The following is a 17208-nucleotide window of genomic DNA, read 5'->3' on the forward strand; positions in this document are numbered from 1 at the left end:
TTGGTGATGGCCATGGTCATCCCGCGGTCCTTGAACGAACCGGTGGGGTTCATGCCCTCGAACTTGAGCCACACCGTGGAGCCCGTGAGCTCGGACAGCGCCCGCGCCTGGATCAGAGGGGTGCCGCCCTCTCCCATGGTGATGACCTCGGTCTGCTTGGTGACCGGCAACCGGTCCTTGTACTCGTTGATGACGCCCTGCCAGACGTGTGCCATGCCGCGTGCTCCTCGGTTCGACTCGTGGCCCCGCGCCGCGTGGTGCGCGGGGCGCTCAAGAATTATTCTCCGGCTTCCACCGGTGTGACGGACACGATGTCCCGCACCACGTCCAGCTCGCGCAGGGCCGCGACCGTGGCCATGAGGGACGCGTGTCGGCCGCTGTGCGTCACGAGCCGCAGCTGGGACATCCCGGGGGCGTCCGGGTCCTCGATCTGCAGCATCGTGGAGATCGAGACCCCGTGGTCCGCGAACACCTGGGCCAGTTGCGCGAGCGCACCCAGTCGGTCCGTGACGGCCACCGTGATGGACAGCCGCGTGGTGGCGTCGTCCATGCTCACGGCGGGCAGCGCCGCGTAGGCGTCGAGCGGGATGCCCTGAGCTCCCAGCGCGATCGCGCGCGCCGCGGAGACGAGGTCGCCCAGCACCGCCGACGCCGTGGGGTGACCACCCGCGCCCTGTCCGTAGAACATGAGGGAACCCGCGTTCGCGGCCTCCACGAACACCGCGTTGTACGCGCCGTGCACACCCGCGAGCACGTGGTCGCGCGGGATCATCACGGGGTTCACGCGCAGATTCACGCCGTCACCGCAGCGCTCGCCCACGGACAGCAGCTTGATCACGTACCCCGCCTCGCGGGCGGCCGCGACGTCCTGCGCCGTGATGCCCGTGATCCCCACGCAGTGCACGTCCGCGATCGTGTAGGTCGAGTGGAACGCGAGGGACGCGAGCACGGCGGCCTTGGCGGCGGCGTCGTGCCCCTCGACGTCCGCGGTGGGGTCCGCCTCGGCGTAGCCGAGCTCCTGAGCTTGCGCGAGGGCGTCGTCGAACGCGGCCCCCGTGGTGTCCATCTGGTCCAGGATGAAGTTGGTGGTCCCGTTCATGATGCCCAGGAAACGGTTGACCCGGTCCCCCGCGAGCGAGTCGCGCATGGGGCGCACGATGGGGATCGCGCCGGCCACTGCGGCCTCGTAGGACAACTGGGCGCCCGATGCCGCCGCGGCGTCGTGCAGTTCGCGCCCGTGCTCCGCGAGCAGCGCCTTGTTGCCCGTGATCACGGACTTCCCGGCGTTCAGGGCACGCAGCACTCGCGTGCGCGTGGGTTCGATCCCGCCGGTCAGCTCCACCACCACGTCCGCGGCGTCGATCACCGCGTCCGCGTCCGTGGTCAGCAGTTCCGCGGGCAGCTCCGTGTCCCGCGGGGCTTGCGGATTGCGCACGGCCACGCCGCTCAGTTCCAGGCGCACGCCGCTGCGCAGGGCCAGCTCATGGGCGTGGTTGAGCAGCACGCGGGCCACCTGGGAGCCCACGGTGCCAGCACCCAACAGGCCCACTTTCAGCACGGGCGTCTCGCGGTCGGTTGCGGGTGAAGTGTTCATGGCTCCTGGTGTTCTGTCGGGGGCTTGCTGTCGGGGCGTGTCAATGGGTAGGGCCGCGCCCCGCGGGCGGTCGCGGCTCGGTGGGCGCGGCGGGGCGGCGCGGCGGGGCGGCGTCCGGCGCGGTGGCGGGGTGCGACGTCGCTCGCGTACCTCGACCGCGCCGGGCGGCTCACACCCCGGTGTCGCGGGCGAGCAGATCCGTGAGGGACTCGCGGCGCACGATCTCGCGGGTGTCCCCGTCCGGTGCGACCGCCACGATCCCGGGGCGGGGCAGCCAGTTGTAGTTACTGGACAGGGACCAGCAATACGCGCCGGTCACGGGCACCACGAGCAGGTCACCCGCGGTGACGTCCCCGGGGAGGTAGACGTCCTTGACCACGATGTCACCGGACTCGCAGTGCTTGCCGACCACGCGCGAGAGCACGGGCGTCTCCTCGGACACGCGGTTGGCGAGCACGGCGGTGTAGTCGGCGTCGTAGAGCACAGGACGGGCGTTGTCGCTCATGCCGCCGTCCACGGACACGTACCGGCGCTGCACGCCCGGGCTGACCGTGACCGTCTTGACGGTGCCCACCGTGTAGACCGTGCACCCGGAGGGCCCGGCGATGAACCGGCCCGGTTCGAAGGACAGGTGCGGGGTGGGCAGATCCGAGGACTCGAGCACGGAAGTGAGCAGCGGGGCGAGGTCCGCGGCGATCGCGGCGACCTCGCGCGGGCTGTCCGCGGCGGTGTACGCCACACCGTGGCCGCCACCCAGGTCGATCTCGGGCAGCGTCACGTCCCAGCGCTCGGCCACGGTCTCGCGCAGCGCGAAGACGCGCTCGGCGGCCTGACCGAAGCCCTCCGCCGCGAAAATCTGGGATCCGATGTGGCAGTGCAGCCCGCGCAGGTCCAGTGCATCGGAAGCGTCAACGCATGCAGCCACGGCCACGAGTGCGGGAGAGTCCTCCCCCTCCTGCACGGGGTTCAGCGAGAGTCCGAACTTCTGGTCCTCGTGGGCGGTCGCGATGAACTCGTGCGTGGACGCGTGCACCCCCGGGGTCACGCGGATCATCACGGGCGCGCGGGTGCCGCGGTCGCGGGCCAGCCGTGCCACGAGCTCGATCTCGGCGAGCGAGTCCACGACGATGCGTCCCACGCCCACCTCGAGGGCCCGGTCGAGTTCCTCCGCGGACTTGTTGTTGCCGTGCAACGCGATCCGGCCCGGGGCCACACCCGCGGCGAGCGCCACGGCGAGTTCCCCGCCGGAGGCGGTGTCGATATTGAGGCCCTCCTCCGTGGCCCACCGCGCCACGGCGGTGTTCAGCAGGGCCTTGGAGGCGTAATAGACCTCGAGTTCCACGCCGAGAGGATTCAGGGCGGCCTCGAACGCCTCGCGGAAACCGCGGGCGCGGTCCCGGAAGGTCCGTTCAGAGACCACGTAGCTCGGGGAACCGTGGCGCGCGGCGATCTCGGTCACGGGCACGGAATCCACGGTGACGCACCCCGTGTCATCCCGGGCGTACTGGGACGTGAAGACCACGGGGTCCAGTGCCGCGGGGTCCGCGGGGACCTGCAGCCAGGCCGGGGCGAGCGGGTGGGCGGGAGCGAGTTCGGTCATGGGATCACATCCTTTCGGGAGCGGAGACGCCCAGCAGGTCCAGCCCGTTGGCGAGGACCTGGCGCACGGCGTCGTTGAGCCACAGGCGGGTGTGGTGGACGGGCGCCACGGGGTCGTCGCCCTGCGGGGTGACCCGGCACGCGTCGTACCAGCGGTGGTACGCCCCAGCCAGGGCCTCGAGGTGGCGCGCCACGCGGTGCGGTTCGCGCAGGGCCGCGGCCTGGGCGACGACGGACGGGTACTGTCCGAGCGCGGCCAACAGGTCCGCTTCACGCGGGTGCTCGAGCAGGGACGCGTCGAACCGGGCGGCGCCGGCCTCGTCCGTGCGCGCGACACCGGCGGCGTGGGCGTTGCGTTCCACAGCGCACGTGCGTGCGTGGGCGTACTGGACGTAGAAGACCGGGTTCTCGTTGGAGCGCTTGGTCAGCACGTCCAAATCGATGTCGATGTTGGAGTCCACGGAATAGCGGGTCAGCGAGTACCGCGCGGCGTCCACGCCCACGGCCTCCACGAGGTCCTCCATGGTCACCACGGTGCCCGCGCGCTTGGACATCCGCACCGCGGTGCCGTCCTTGACCAGGTTGACCATCTGACCGATCAGCACCTCGACGGCGTCCGGGGAGTCCCCGAGCGCGGCCGCGGCGGCCTTGAGCCGGGCCACGTAGCCGTGGTGGTCCGCGCCGAGCATGTAGATGCACAGGTCCGCGCCACGGTCCCGTTTGTTCTTGAAGTAGGCGATGTCCCCCGCGATGTACGCGGCGTGACCGTCCGACTTGATGACCACGCGGTCCTTGTCGTCCCCGTGGTCGGTGGAGCGCAGCCACCACGCTCCGTCCTCGAAGTACAGCGCGTCCGAGGAACGCAGCTGGTCGAGCAGCGTCTCGACCTGGCCGTCCTCGAACAGCGAGTTCTCGTGGAAGAAGACGTCGAAGTCCACGCCGAAATCGTGCAGCGAGGATTTGATCTGGGCGAACATCAGTTCCACGCCCGCGGCGCGGAAGACCTCCTGCGGGTCCTCGGACTCCAGGGCGTCCGGGTGCTGGGCCAGGACCTCGTCCGCGATCTCGGAGATGTACTGCCCGCCGTAGCCGTCCTCCGGGGCGGCCTCCCCGCGGGCGCGGGCCAGCAGGGAACGGGCGAAGCGGTCGATCTGGTTGCCGTGGTCGTTGAAGTAGTACTCCCGCACGACCGAGGCACCCTGCGCATCCAGGATCCGGGCCAGGGAGTCACCCACGGCGGCCCACCGCGTGCCACCCAGGTGGATTGGACCGGTGGGGTTCGCGGAGACGAACTCGAGGTTGATGGTCGTGCCGGACAGGGTGTCCGCGGTCCCGAAGGCGCGCCCCTGTTCCACGATCGACTGCGCGAGCTCACCGGCCGCGGCGGCGTCGAGCGTGACGTTGAGGAAGCCCGGACCGGCGATGTCCACCGTCTTCACACCGGGGACGGCCGACAGGCGCTCGGAGAGGATCTGCGCGACGTCCCGGGGGGAACGGCCCACCTTCTTGGCCACCTGCATGGCCACGGTGGTAGCCCAGTCCCCGTGCTCACGGTTCTTGGGTCGCTCCACCTTCGCGTGCGGGAGTTCGGCGCCATCCACCGGGGTCAGTTCACCGGCGGCCACGGCGTCTTGCAGGCATGCGGACACGGCGGAGGAAAGTTCTTCAGGAGTCACTGTGCCAGTGTAACGGCGCGGGAGCACCCCGCTCGATCCGCGTCGATTGGTGCGCCCGCGCGACCTGGTAGTATCGTCGAGTTGTCGTCGCGGGCCTCGTTCTCGGGTCCTGTGACACGGCACGCCCGCGTAGCTCAGTGGATAGAGCGTCTGCCTCCGGAGCAGAAGGTCGTAGGTTCGAATCCTGTCGCGGGCACCACGAATGCCCTCCCCTCGGGGAGGGCATTTTCGCATTTTGGGGACCCCCACGCCCTACGGGGCCGGCACCCGGATCGCGGGTGGTTCGAGCTAGCGGGTCAGCGGTGACCGCGGCGCTGCTCGCGGGTCCTCAGGTGGGGGTTCAGCTCGAGTGGGTCGTACTCATTGACCACGGAGTCGCTGCCGTAGTGCTCTTCAAGCAGTTGGTCCTCCTCCACCGGGCGGGGTGGAGCCGTGCGCCGCAGCACGACCCCCACGATCGTGAGCAGGCCACCCACCGCGAGGGTTCCGAAACCCACCGCGATCATGGTCCACCCGCGAGTGTTCAAGGGCTCTCCCCCGTGGTCCGCCGCGGCCCGGCTCATGGCCACGAGTGCCTCCGGGAGGGTGAAACAACACACGAACAACAAAAGCAGCCCCACCGCGGTGATGACGGACGTGAAACGTTGTCTGCGGTGGGGCTGCTTCATAAGATCAATGGCCTTCCGGTGACACCCCCGGAGCGGAGGAACCACCCGTTGGGGCGCCGTGGGCGGGGGCACCCCGGGACGGGGCACCGGCCGGTTCGGCGCTGCGAGCTGTCTCCAGAAGCGTAGCGTCATCCAGGGCGGGTTCGCCCGTGGCCGCTTGCAGCTTGCGGAACTCGGCGAGCAGATCCGCCACGGTGGCCTCGGCCTTCTGCTGCGCGTCCAGCTCGAAAAGGATGCGACCCTCGTGCATCATGATGAGCCGGTTGCCCAGCCGCAGGGCCTGGTCCATGTTGTGCGTGACCATGAGCGTGGTCAGGTGACGCTCGTTCACGATCCGCTCGGTGATCTCCGTGACGTGCTGCGCACGCTGGGGATCCAGGGCGGCCGTGTGCTCGTCCAGTAACAAGATCTCGGGTGCGGAGAACGTGGCCATGAGCAGGGACAGCGCCTGGCGTTGCCCGCCGGACAGCAACCCCACCTTGGCCCCCAGCCGGTGCTCCAGACCCAGTTCGAGGGTCTTGAGCTCCTGCTCGAACTCGTGGCGTCGGGCGCGGGTGACGCCGCGCGCGAGACCACGGGAGCGACCGCGGCGCTGCGCGATGGCCATGTTCTGCTCGATGCTCAGGGTGGGCGAGGATCCCTTCATGGGGTCCTGGAACACCCGGGAGATCCACGTGGCCTTGCGGTGTTCGGGAAGCCGCGTGACGTCCCGGTCCCCCACCATGATCCGGCCGCTGTCCGGGATGATCGTCCCGGACACCGTGTTGAGCAGGGTGGACTTGCCCGCACCGTTGGAGCCGATGACCGTGACGAAGTCCCCGGGGTTGACCGTGAGGCTCACCCCGTTCAACGCCACGCGTTCGTTGACCGTCCCGGCGAAGAACGTCTTGTGCACGTCCTGTACGTTCAACATTCGATCACGCTCCCGTTCGTCCGGACACACCGGCGTCCACGGTGCGCCGGGCGCGGGATCGCACGTCCGCCTGCACCGCTTGCGCGGCCCTGAGGGTGCGGTGGCGCTTCCACCGCTTGTACACGCCGAGCTGCGGCAGCACGAGCGCGATCACCACGAGCACCGCGGAGATCAGCTTCATGTCCGAGGGGTTCAGTCCCGCCTGCAGCGCCACGGTGATCACCAGGCGGTACAGCACCGAGCCGAGGATCACCGCGAGCGTGGCGATCACCACGGTGCGCGTGCCGAAGATGCCCTGGCCGAGGATCACGGAGGCGAGGCCCACGACGATCATGCCGATGCCCATGCCGATGTCCGCGAAGCCCTGGTACTGCGCGATCAGGGCACCGGACAAGCCCACGAGGGCGTTGGACAGGCACAGACCGAGGATCTTCTGCCGGTCCGTATTCACCCCGAAGGAACGGATCATCTCCGGGTTGTCACCCGTGGCCTGCATGGCCAGGCCGGCGTCCGTGTACAGGAACCAGTCCAGTGCGAGCTTCACGAGCAGCACACCGACCAACAACAACAACACTCCCACGACCGTCCCCTGCAGCCCGGCCTCGCGCAGGGGCGTGAAGACGGTCTCCTCGCGCAACAGCGCGAGGTTCGCCTTGCCACCCATAAGCCGCAGGTTCACGGAGTACAGGGCGGTCATGGTCAGGATGCCCGCGAGCAACCCGTTGATCCGCGCCTTGGTGTGCAGCAGCGCGGTGATCAGACCGGCGAAGGCGCCGACCACGAAGCCCACGACGGTCGCAAACCACGGGCTGCCGCCGTGCAGGATCACCATGGCCGCGGTGGCCGCCCCGCTCGTGAAGGACTGGTCCACGGTCAGGTCCGGGAAGTCCAGCACGCGGAACGTGAGGTACACACCCAGGGCCATGATCGCGTAGATCAGCCCCAGTTCGATTCCAGCGATCACCGGCGTTACTCGATGACCTGGTCGGCCTGGTCCCGCAGGCTCTGCGGGATCTCCACGCCCATGGCCTTGGCGGCCTTGGCGTTAATGATGAGCTTGGTTTCTTTCTGGGACTCCACGGCCATCTCGCCGGGCTTGGCGCCGTCCTTGAGGATGCGCACCGCCATCTCACCGGTCTGCTTGCCCAGGTCCGTGTAGTTGATCCCCTGGGTTGCCAGGGCACCGCGCTCCACGGAGTCGCCCTCACCCGCGATCAACGGGATCTTCTTGGCCTCCGCGGCGGAGATCACGGCCTCGAGCCCGGCTACGACCTTGTTGTCGGTGGGCACGTAGATGGAGTCGGTGTCGAAGGACTCGGCGGCCTGGGCCACCTCCGCCGTGGTGGTCACGGTCTTCTCCTCAACCTTCAGACCCTCGGCCTGCGCGGCCTTCTTGGCCTCGTCCACCTGCACCTGGGAGTTGGTCTCTCCGGAGCTGTAGATGATGCCCACGGACTTGGCGCCAGACTTGAGCTTCTTGATGAGCTGGATCTGCTCGGCCACGGGGTTCATGTCCGTGGTGCCGGTGACGTTGGCGCCGGGCGCATCCATGGAGTTCACGAGCCCCGCGTCCACGGGATCGGTCACGGCGGTGAACAGGACGGGCTTGTCCGTGACGGCCTGGGCCAGGGACTGGGCGGACGGCGTGGCGATGCCCAGGATCAGATCGTCGTTGGAGGACGCGAAGTTGGAGGCGATGCTGGTCGCGGTGGCCTGGTCGCCGGAGGCGTTCTGCACGTCCAGGGTCAGGTTCTCACCCTCCGTGTAGCCGCCGTCCTTGAGGGCCTGCACGAAACCTTCGCGGGCGGCGTCGAGCGAGGGGTGCTCCACGAACTGCGAGATGCCCACGGTGACCTTCTTGGTCTCACCGGACTGCCCACCGTTGTCGGATCCGCAACCTGTGAGCAGCAACGCCGCGGTGGTGGCCACGGCGGCGACCGGGAGTAAACGCTTCATGACGGGTAATTCCTTTCCCCGAGGATCAATGATGAGTGGATATTATCTAACAATCGGTCGAAAAAGAGACGCAGCTCACATGTGCGGACAATCGGGCGCGTCGTCGGGCTCCCGCAGCGGCCCGTGGGCGCGTGTCGGCCGGGGCCCGTAGACTCTTCCGTTGACATGACTGAGCCCCGCATCCAGCCCCGCATCGTGTACCCGAACGACCTCCCCGTCAGCGCGCGCCGGGAGGACATTATGGCCGCGATCCGCGATCACCAGGTCGTGGTGATCGCGGGTGAGACCGGTTCCGGCAAGACCACCCAGCTGCCCAAGATGTGTCTGGAGCTGGGTCTGGGGGACGGCGGTCTGATCGGTCACACCCAGCCGCGCAGGATTGCGGCGCGTTCGGTGGCCGAGCGCATCGCCCATGAACTCGGGCAGCGCGTGGGCGACACCGTGGGCTACCAGGTGCGCTTCACGTCCGAGGTGGGCAAGGACTCGCGGATCAAGCTCATGACGGACGGCATCCTGCTGGCCGAGATCGGCCACGACCCGCAGCTGTCGCGCTACAACGCGATCATCATCGACGAGGCCCACGAGCGCTCCCTCAACATCGACTTCCTGCTGGGCTACCTCAAGCGACTGCTCCCCCAGCGCCCGGACCTGAAGGTCGTCATCACGTCCGCGACGATCGACCCGCAACGCTTCGCCGAGCACTTCGTGCTGCCGGACCCGCAGCACCCGGACGCCGACCCAGAGCCCGCCCCGATCATCGAGGTCTCCGGGCGCACCTACCCCGTGGAGATCCGCTACCGGCCACTGGCCCAGGAGCGCAGCGGGGACGGCGGCGAGGACGAGGACAACACCGGCGACGGGCTCGTGGACGAGGACCGCGACCCGATCGACGCCGTGTGCGACGCCGTCGTGGAACTCTCGCGCGAACCCCGCGGGGACATCCTCGTGTTCTTCGCGGGCGAGCGTGAGATCCGGGACGCCCAGGACGCGCTGCACAAGGTCATCGACTCGCACCGCTCCCTGGCCGGGACCCAGATCCTGCCGCTGTTCGGGCGGCTGTCCATGGCCGAACAGAACCGCGTGTTCGCGCCGTCCTCGCACCGCCGGATCGTGCTCGCGACCAACGTGGCCGAGACCTCGCTCACGGTCCCGGGCATCAAGTACGTGATCGACCCGGGCACCGCCCGGATCTCCCGGTACTCGGCGCGCACCAAGGTCCAGCGCTTGCCCATCGAGCGCATCTCCCAGGCGTCGGCGCGGCAGCGCGCTGGGCGCTCGGGGCGTACGTCCGACGGCGTGTGCATCCGGTTGTACTCCGAGGAGGACTTCGAGTCCCGGCCGGAGTACACGGACCCGGAGATCCTGCGCACGAACCTCGCCGCGGTCATCCTGCAGATGATCTCGGTGGGCGTGGTGGAGCAACCCCACGACATCACCCAGTTCCCGTTCGTGCAGAAACCCGATGCGCGCGCGGTCAAGGACGGCGTGGTGCTGCTGCGCGAACTCGGTGCCCTGCGCTCGGGTGCGGCGGACGCGGGCGACGACGCGGCGTCGTCGTCCGCGCGTGACGGGCACCGGGGGCGGCGCTCGCGGTCCGGGCGCCACCTCGGTCGGCAGAGCGGACCGCGGGGTCCGCTGACCCGCACGGGCGAGGTGCTCGCCGCGCTGCCGGTGGACCCGCGGCTGGGCCGGATGATCGTGGAGTCGCAGCGCCGGGGGTGCGTGCGCGAGGTGCTCGTGCTCACGGCCGCGCTCACGGTGCAGGACCCGCGGGAACGCCCGCTCGAGAAGCGCCAGGCGGCGGACGAGTTCCACGCACGCTTCCGCGACAAGACCTCCGACTTCCTGTCCTACGGTCTGCTGTGGCAGTACCTGCAGGAGCAGCAGAGCGAGCTGTCCTCGTCCCAGTTCCGCAAGCTGTGCCGACGCGAGTACCTGAACTTCCTGCGGATCCGCGAGTGGCAGGACCTCTACGCGCAGTTGCGACAGATCGCACGCCAGGTGGGGATCGATGCCGGGGCGTCCCGGGAGATCGACGTCGCCTCGCACCAGGAGGCCGTGCACAAGAGCCTGCTGTCCGGGCTGCTGAGCAACATCGGCGTGCGGGACGAACGCACGCGCGAGTACCGCGGCGCGCGCGGGACCAAGTTCGCGATCTTCCCGGGCTCGGCCCTGTTCAAGACGTCCCCGGACTGGCTCGTGTCCGCGGAGCTCGTGGAGACCTCCCGATTGTGGGCGCGCACCAACGCGGCGATCAAGCCCGAGTGGGCCGAGGAGATCGCGCCGCAGCTCGTCAAGCGCAGCTACTCCGAACCCCACTGGTCCCGTTCCCGCGGGGCCGTGATGGCGTACGAGAAGGTCACGCTCTACGGGCTGCCCGTGGTGTCCGAGCGGCCCGTGTTGTTCTCCCGGATCGATCCCGAACTCTCCCGGGAACTGTTCATCCGCCACGCGCTCGTGGAGGGCGACTGGCAGACCCGCCACACGTTCGTCAAGCGCAATCGCAAGGCCCTGGCCCAGGTCGAGGAGCTCGAGAACCGCATGCGCCGCAAGGACCTGCGCGTGGACGACCAGGTGCTGTTCGACTTCTACGACGCGCGCGTGCCCGCGGACGTGGTCTCCCAGCGGCATTTCGATGCGTGGTGGAAGAAGGCCCGCCAACGGGACGAGCACCTGCTGGACCTCACTCCCGAGGACCTGATCGCGCCCGAGGTCGCGGAGCTGGACACGGCCTCCTTCCCGCGGTCCTGGACCGTGGCATCCCCGGACGGCGAGCTGAGTCTGGACCTGGACTACGAATTCGCGCCCGGGGCGGAGACCGCGGACGGCGTCACGGTGCGGGTCCCCGTGCTGTTCCTGGACCGCCTGGCCCCCGAGCAGTTCGAATGGCACATCCCCGGGCTGCGTGTCGAGCTCGTGACCGCGCTGATCAAATCGCTGCCCAAGGCCGTGCGGCGCAACTTCGTGCCCGCCCCGGACACCGCCGTCACCGCCGTGAAGCACCTGGACGCCGAGTTCGATCCGGCCCGCGATTCTCTCCTGGAGTCCCTGGCCACCGTTCTGCGGCGGTTGCGGGGCCACCCCGTCCAGGCCTCGGACTTCCACCCGGAGGCCCTGCCCGCCCACCTGCGCATGCGCTTCGAGGTGCGCGACGCCCGCAACTCGGTACTGGGCCGGGGCGACGACCTCACGGAGCTCAAACAGCGGTTGCGGCCCAAGGTCCGCGCGGCGCTCGCCGAGTCCCTCGGGGGCGCTGCGGCCCAGCTGTACGACGCCGCTCGGGGCAGCACCGAGGGTTCGGCCTCGTCCGGTGACGACGCCGCCGCGGCCCGTCGCGGTCGCGGCAAGCGGGGCTCGGCGCGACCGGGCCCAGGGACTTCCCCCGGATCCGGCGCACCCCAGGCCGCCTCGCTGGAACGCACCGACCTCACGGCGTGGCCCGAACCCGATCCGCCGCGCCGCGTGGAGACGACCGTGGCGGGTCAGACGGTCACGGGATACCCCACACTTGTGGCGGTGCGGGACACCGATGCTTCGCAGCCACCCCGCGTGGACCTGCGGATCCTGAGCGACGCGGAGGAGCAGCGCGCCGCGCAACGCGACGGCGTGATCGCCCTGCTGCACCGGACCCTGCCGTCCGTGCACCGCTACGTGGTGGACCACCTGAGCCAGAAGGAACGGTTGATCTTCACCCAGAACCCCCACGGCTCGGTCGAGGCGCTCATCACCGATTGCACGATCGCCGCGATCGACCGGCTGGTACCCGAGGAGCCGCCGTTCACGCGGGACCAGTTCCGGGCGGTCGCGGAGCACGTACGCGCCGAGCTGATCGACACGGTCTTCGCCGTCACCGCGCTCGTGACCACCGCGCTCACCGAGTCCAACACCGTGCGCAAACGGTTGAAGAAACCCGGGTCACTCGGGGCGGTCGCCGCGTTCAAGGACATGTCCGAGCAGCTCTCCCGCTTGATCCATCCCGGCTTCGTGGCCCGCACCGGGTGGCGGGCCCTGCAGCACGTGCCGCGCTACCTCGCGGGGATCAACGTGCGCCTGGACAAACTCTCCGGCCACCTGCAGCGGGACGCCGTGGCCATGCAGACCGTGCACGATCTCGAGGCCGAGTACCGCGCCGCGGTGGACGCCGTCCCCTCGACCGTACCCACGCCCGCTGCGCTGCGGGCCGTGCGCTGGGACCTCGAGGAACTGCGCATCTCGTTCTTCGCGCAGGAACTGGGCACTGCGCACACGGTGTCGGAGAAGCGGATCCGCAAGCGGTTGCGCGAGCTCGGCTGAGTGACACCGGCGGTTAAAGCCCGCCGGCGACGGGTGCAATGCACCTGCCGCCGGTGCCCGTGAGCGAGGCCGTCGGTCGCTACTGCTGCGGGACCTCGTCGTGGTGGCCCTGGGCCTCGAGGGCCTCGCGGATCCGGCGGGCCGACTCGTCCAGGACCGCGGGGTCCGGGTCCTGATCCACCTGGGCGAAGTCGAACTCCTCGATCGAATTGGTGGGCCACACGTGCAGGTGGGTGTGGGGCACCTCGAAGCCCTGGATCATGAGCCCCACCCGTTTGGGCGTGAACGCGGCGTCGATGGCCTTGCCGATGAACTGGCTGACCTTCATGAGGTGCATGGCCAGCTCCACGGGTAGGTCCACCCACGCGTCGATCTCCTGGCGCGGGACCACCAGGACGTGGCCCTGGGACAGGGGCTGGATGGACAGGAAGCCCACGCAGTGCTCGTCCGCCCAGACGAACCGGCCGGGCAGTTCGCCCTCGATGATCCTGGTGAACACTGAACTCACGGTGATGTCCTTTCCGTCGGGTGGAACCGGCTGGTGGCCGGATGGGTCATGCGGTGTGGAGCTCCACGCTCTCGCGAGTGTCCAGGTGCCGGTACTCGGTCCCGTAGACCTGCGAGAAATGCTTGACCTGCTTCTCCACGACACCGAAGCCGGTCTCGGAGAGCAGCGCGTCGTGGATCTGGTACACCCGCTGCGCACGGGTCGCGATGATGAAGTCGATGACTTCGGACATCTTGGACCACGGGGCGTGCAACGGGACCAGGACCGTGGGAACGGTGAGCCCGTGCGGGACGGTGAAGGAGTCCCCGGGGTGGAACACGGCGTCGTCGATCACGTAGCCCACGTTGGCGATGGTGGGGATGAGGGGGTGGATCAGTGCGTGCTGACCCCCGTACGTGGCCACGGAGAACGGCCCCGCGGTGAACGTGGTGTCCGCCGACACGGCGTGCAACCGGTCCGTGTCCGTGATGTGCTCCGCGAGCTTCTCGATCACCTGGCCCGGGGCATGCACCGTGAGCTCGGGATCCGCCGAAAGGGCGGCGCCCAGCCGCTCGGCGTCGTAGTGGTCCGGGTGCTCGTGGGTGATGAGGACCGTGTCCGCTCCGCGCAGTGCCTCCTCGACCTCGGAGAACGTGCCCGGGTCGATCACGAGCACCGCGCCGTCCTTCTCGAGGCGCACGCACGAGTGGGTGAACTTGGTCAGCAACATGGCTTCACCCTAGCGGCTCGGTCCGGCCGTGACGACGCCGCCTGTGCATGTCCGCGCCGCACGTTAAGATGTCCCGGACGGCCGCTCGCGGAAAGGACACCTGGGTTGAGCACCAAGACCACCGGAACCGCGGAGGTTCGCAACACCAAGCAGCGCCGTGCCGTGACCGGCGCGCTGCAGGGGTTGGAGGACTTCATCTCCACGCAGGACCTGCACCGGCTGTTGCGCGATCGCGGACAGTCGGTGTCCCTGGCCACCACGTACCGGATCCTGCAGTCCATGGCCGAGCTGGGTCAGGTGGATGTGCTGCGCAACGCCGAGGGCGAGGCCATCTACCGCCGGTGCGAGGCCGAGCACCACCACCATCACATCGTGTGCCGCTCGTGCGGCGCGGCCGTGGAACTCGAGGCTCCGGACGTCGAGACATGGGCGGAGGAGACCGCGCGCCGCTACGGTTACGCGGACGTGGACCACACCGTGGAGATCTCCGGGATCTGTGCCGAGTGCGGGGCCCGGGGCCGCGTCGAGTCCTCCGACGCCCGAGAAACCGCGAAACCCGCCCGGTGACCCGGATGTCACGCCGCGAGATCCTGCTCGTCCACAACGGCGCCTCCCTCGTGGGCCGGAACGCGTGCGAGCGCGCCGTGGGCATCCTGCGGGCCGGCGGCTACGACCCCCGACCGCTCAGCGCGGCCACCGCCCAGGCCCTCTCCCGCGATCTCACCAAGACCCTGCGCGACGCGTCCACCCGGATCGCCGCGGTCGTCGCGGTCGGCGGAGACGGCATGGTCCACCTGGTCCTGCAGTCACTGAACCGGTTGCGCGAGCAGGGCGTCGAGTTCCCGTTCGGGCTGATCCCGGCCGGTTCCGGCAACGATCTGGCCCGGTTCCACGGTGTACCCGTGGGGGACGTCGAACGCGCGGCGGGCCGGGTGCTGCGCGGACTCGAGTCCCCCGAACGCAGCATGGACCTCGTCCACGTCACGTGCGCGGACGGCAGCCACCACGTGTGCGCGACCGCGGTGTGCCTCGGCCTCGACGCCCGCGTGAACGCGCGCGCCAACCGCTGGTCCAGCGTCACGCACTCGGTCAAGTACGTCGCCGCGCTCGCCGTGGAGGCCGTCTCCATGCGCGCGCGGCGTTACGACCTGAGCTGGACCGGCCCGGACGGCGCGTGCCACGTGAGTGACCGCACGCTGACTTTCCTGGCGCTGACCAACACCTCGTCGATCGGGGGCGGGCTGACCATCGTTCCCCGCGCGGATCCCACGGACGGCTCGGGTGAGCTGTTCATGGTCTCCGACGTGGGCGCGCTGCGGCTCGCGTGGCTATTCCCCCGCTTGTTCCTGGGCACGCACGAATCCCTGCGGGAGGTCACCGTGGTGCCCGCCACGGCCGCGACCGTCGCGGCCCACGGTATCCCTTCCGAGCCGCGGGACGCGGCCTACGGCGACGGCGAACGGTTGGGTCCGCTGCCCGCCTCGCTCAAGGTGCTCCCCGCCGCGGTGCGCGTCCTGCTCTGAACCGCGCGACCGGCGCCGAGCGGCGTCGTCGACCGCGGTGTCGAACGGCGATACGACGACGAGCGCTCACGCACCGCGCGCACGCACCGCGAGACGAGCCACACGACGAACGAGATGGTCGTGACGTACGGGCTGATCGGGACGTTGCCGCCCAGCGCCAGGAGGATCCCGCCCACCATGGCGAGCTCGGCGAAGACCACGGAGAGCACCACGGTGCGCGCGGGACTCGAGGTGAGGTTCATGGCCGCCGCGGCCGGGGTGATCAGAAGCGCGAGCACGAGCAGCGCGCCCACGATCTGCACGGACATCGCGACCGAGATCCCCAGCACGACCATGAATATGATCGCCAACGAGCGCATCGGCAGCCCCTTGGCCCGGGCCACGAGCGGGTCCGTGCTCGCGAACGTCAGCGGCCGCCACACCACAAGCAGCGTGGCGAGCACCACCACGGACAGCACGATCATCGACGTCAACTGCAGGGAGGACACGGAGACGATCTGGCCCGTGAGCAGGGAGAACTTGTTGGAGGATCTGCCCTCGTAGAGGGACAGGAAGAGGATCCCGAGCCCCAGGCCGAAGGGCATGAGCACGCCCACGAACGAGTTGCCCTCCCGCGCGCGCAGGCCCATGAACCCCATGATGAGCGCGGCGAGCACGGACCCCGCGAGGGACCCGGTGACCACATCGGAGCCGACCAACAGGGCCGCGGCGGCACCGGCGAAGGACAGCTCCGCGATCCCGTGCACCGAGAACGCGAGATCGCGCATCATCACGAACGTGCCCACGAGCCCGCCCACCAAGCCAAGCACCGCGCCCGCCCACACGGAGTTGCGCAGCAGGGACAGCAGTTCGCCGTAGTTGTCGAAGACGAACACGGAACCGAACAATGAGTTCCAGTCGATCGCGGCTAGGCTCACAGGATCAGCTCCTCCGGGGAATCGGTGTGGTGGGAGCTGTCCGGGCGCCCGGCCACGAGGATGCGACCGTTGCTGCGCAGCACCTCGACGCGGGTCCCGTACAGCTCGGAGAGCACGTCCGAACGCAGCACCTGGTCCGGCGTGCCGATCCGGAACGAGCCGTTGGCCAGGTAGAGGATCCGGTCCACGTGCTCGATGATCGGGTTCACGTCATGGGTCACGAAGACCACGGCGCACCCGCTGCGTTCACGTTGTTCGTGCACGAGCTCGCTCACCACGTGCTGGTGATGCAGGTCCAGGGACAGCAGGGCCTCGTCGCACAGCACGAGCGTGGGGTCCGCAGCGAGCGCCTGGGCCACGCGCAGGCGCTGTTGCTCACCCCCGGACAGCACGCCCACGGGGGCGTCCGCGTAGTCGGTGGCACCCACGCGTTCGAGCAACTCGTCCACGGTGCGGTGCACGCGGCGTGGATGCAGTCGGATCCCCCAGCGGTGCCCGTCCACGCCCTGCGCCACGAGGTCCCGGGCCCGCAGCGGCGTGCGCGCCGGGAAGCCGCGCTGTTGGGGCACGTACCCCACGCGGGCGGCGGCGGCCCGCGGACGGGTCCCGTTGACGCGTACGGTCCCGCTCGTGAGCGGGAGCAGTCCCAGCAGCACGCGCAGGAAGCTCGTCTTGCCGGTCCCGTTGGAGCCCAGGACCGCGAGGTACTCCCCCGGGGCGACGTCCAGGTCCAGACCGGACCACAGGGTGCGGTCCCCGAAGACCAGGCGCGCGTCCCTGAGCCGGACGACGGCGTCGTCGGCCCCGGAACGGGCGGCCACCTCGGGTGCGGATTGGGGTGCGTTCATGTCC

General features: G+C 69.5%; 15 protein-coding genes and 1 tRNA gene. 4 read left to right on the forward strand and 12 right to left on the reverse strand.

From position 1 onward, the window contains the following. The 4 genes from B3I25_RS07075 to argS all read right to left on the reverse strand — a co-directional run. Nucleotides 1–215: threonine synthase (locus B3I25_RS07075; protein WP_286738418.1), on the reverse strand; the 215-nt coding region annotated here is incomplete at its 3' end. Nucleotides 216–277: 62 nt separating this feature from the next. Then, complete coding sequence (locus B3I25_RS07080; RefSeq protein ID WP_193519880.1) at nt 278–1594, reverse strand: homoserine dehydrogenase; 1317 nt, start codon at nt 1592–1594, stop codon at nt 278–280. A gap of 169 nt (nt 1595–1763) precedes the next feature. Further along, on the reverse strand, nt 1764–3194 hold the full coding sequence (gene lysA, locus B3I25_RS07085) for a diaminopimelate decarboxylase (protein ID WP_286738419.1): 1431 nt from the start codon (nt 3192–3194) through the stop codon (nt 1764–1766). Between the two features lie 4 nt (nt 3195–3198). Next, entirely contained in the window at nt 3199–4869 is a 1671-nt protein-coding gene (gene argS / locus B3I25_RS07090; protein WP_179861337.1) for an arginine--tRNA ligase, read from the reverse strand. A 123-nt stretch (nt 4870–4992) separates the two neighbouring features. Between argS and B3I25_RS07095 the strand changes: the two genes are divergently transcribed. Next, nucleotides 4993–5068, forward strand: a tRNA-Arg gene (locus tag B3I25_RS07095). A gap of 97 nt (nt 5069–5165) precedes the next feature. Here the strand turns inward: B3I25_RS07095 and B3I25_RS07100 are convergent. From B3I25_RS07100 to B3I25_RS07115, 4 genes are read right to left on the reverse strand one after another with little or no spacing between them, the layout of a single operon-like run. Further along, nucleotides 5166–5537: a hypothetical protein gene (locus tag B3I25_RS07100; RefSeq protein ID WP_064845341.1), complete on the reverse strand. Its 372-nt coding sequence runs from the start codon at nt 5535–5537 to the stop codon at nt 5166–5168. Nucleotides 5538–5541: 4 nt separating this feature from the next. Further along, nucleotides 5542–6450 carry an ABC transporter ATP-binding protein gene (locus B3I25_RS07105; RefSeq protein ID WP_167318346.1) on the reverse strand — a complete coding sequence of 303 codons (909 nt, stop codon included), beginning with the start codon at nt 6448–6450 and terminating at the stop codon, nt 5542–5544. A 4-nt stretch (nt 6451–6454) separates the two neighbouring features. After that, the gene (locus tag B3I25_RS07110) at nt 6455–7414 is read right to left on the reverse strand and encodes an ABC transporter permease (RefSeq protein ID WP_085106359.1); all 960 of its coding nucleotides are present in this window, start codon (nt 7412–7414) and stop codon (nt 6455–6457) included. 5 nt (nt 7415–7419) lie between these two features. Next, nucleotides 7420–8406 carry an ABC transporter substrate-binding protein gene (locus tag B3I25_RS07115; RefSeq protein ID WP_286738422.1) on the reverse strand — a complete coding sequence of 329 codons (987 nt, stop codon included), beginning with the start codon at nt 8404–8406 and terminating at the stop codon, nt 7420–7422. Nucleotides 8407–8571: 165 nt separating this feature from the next. Here B3I25_RS07115 and hrpA point away from each other — a divergent pair, with 165 nt between their 5' ends. Continuing rightward, nucleotides 8572–12699, forward strand: coding sequence for an ATP-dependent RNA helicase HrpA (gene hrpA, locus B3I25_RS07120; RefSeq protein WP_286738423.1), 4128 nt, complete (start codon nt 8572–8574; stop codon nt 12697–12699). A gap of 79 nt (nt 12700–12778) precedes the next feature. Here hrpA and B3I25_RS07125 read toward each other — a convergent pair whose 3' ends face one another. Together B3I25_RS07125 and B3I25_RS07130 are read right to left on the reverse strand one after the other, a co-directional pair. After that, on the reverse strand, nt 12779–13207 hold the full coding sequence (locus B3I25_RS07125) for an HIT family protein (RefSeq protein WP_131332664.1): 429 nt from the start codon (nt 13205–13207) through the stop codon (nt 12779–12781). 46 nt (nt 13208–13253) lie between these two features. Continuing rightward, on the reverse strand, nt 13254–13916 hold the full coding sequence (locus B3I25_RS07130; RefSeq protein WP_144930691.1) for an MBL fold metallo-hydrolase: 663 nt from the start codon (nt 13914–13916) through the stop codon (nt 13254–13256). Between the two features lie 105 nt (nt 13917–14021). Between B3I25_RS07130 and B3I25_RS07135 the strand changes: the two genes are divergently transcribed. Then, nucleotides 14022–14483, forward strand: coding sequence for a Fur family transcriptional regulator (locus tag B3I25_RS07135; RefSeq protein ID WP_064845348.1), 462 nt, complete (start codon nt 14022–14024; stop codon nt 14481–14483). Nucleotides 14484–14488: 5 nt separating this feature from the next. Beyond that, nucleotides 14489–15439 carry a diacylglycerol/lipid kinase family protein gene (locus tag B3I25_RS07140; RefSeq protein WP_286738560.1) on the forward strand — a complete coding sequence of 317 codons (951 nt, stop codon included), beginning with the start codon at nt 14489–14491 and terminating at the stop codon, nt 15437–15439. Here B3I25_RS07140 and B3I25_RS07145 read toward each other — a convergent pair. Together B3I25_RS07145 and B3I25_RS07150 are read right to left on the reverse strand one after the other, a co-directional pair. Beyond that, on the reverse strand, nt 15361–16356 hold the full coding sequence (locus B3I25_RS07145) for a metal ABC transporter permease (protein ID WP_286738424.1): 996 nt from the start codon (nt 16354–16356) through the stop codon (nt 15361–15363). The genes B3I25_RS07140 and B3I25_RS07145 overlap by 79 nt on opposite strands. Beyond that, nucleotides 16353–17204 carry a metal ABC transporter ATP-binding protein gene (locus B3I25_RS07150; protein WP_286738425.1) on the reverse strand — a complete coding sequence of 284 codons (852 nt, stop codon included), beginning with the start codon at nt 17202–17204 and terminating at the stop codon, nt 16353–16355. Before B3I25_RS07150 ends, B3I25_RS07145 begins: the two co-directional genes overlap by 4 nt. Nucleotides 17205–17208 lie beyond the last annotated feature (4 nt).

This window comes from Kocuria sp. UBA1838 (genome assembly GCF_002338785.1).
Classification (GTDB): domain Bacteria; phylum Actinomycetota; class Actinomycetes; order Actinomycetales; family Micrococcaceae; genus Kocuria; species Kocuria marina.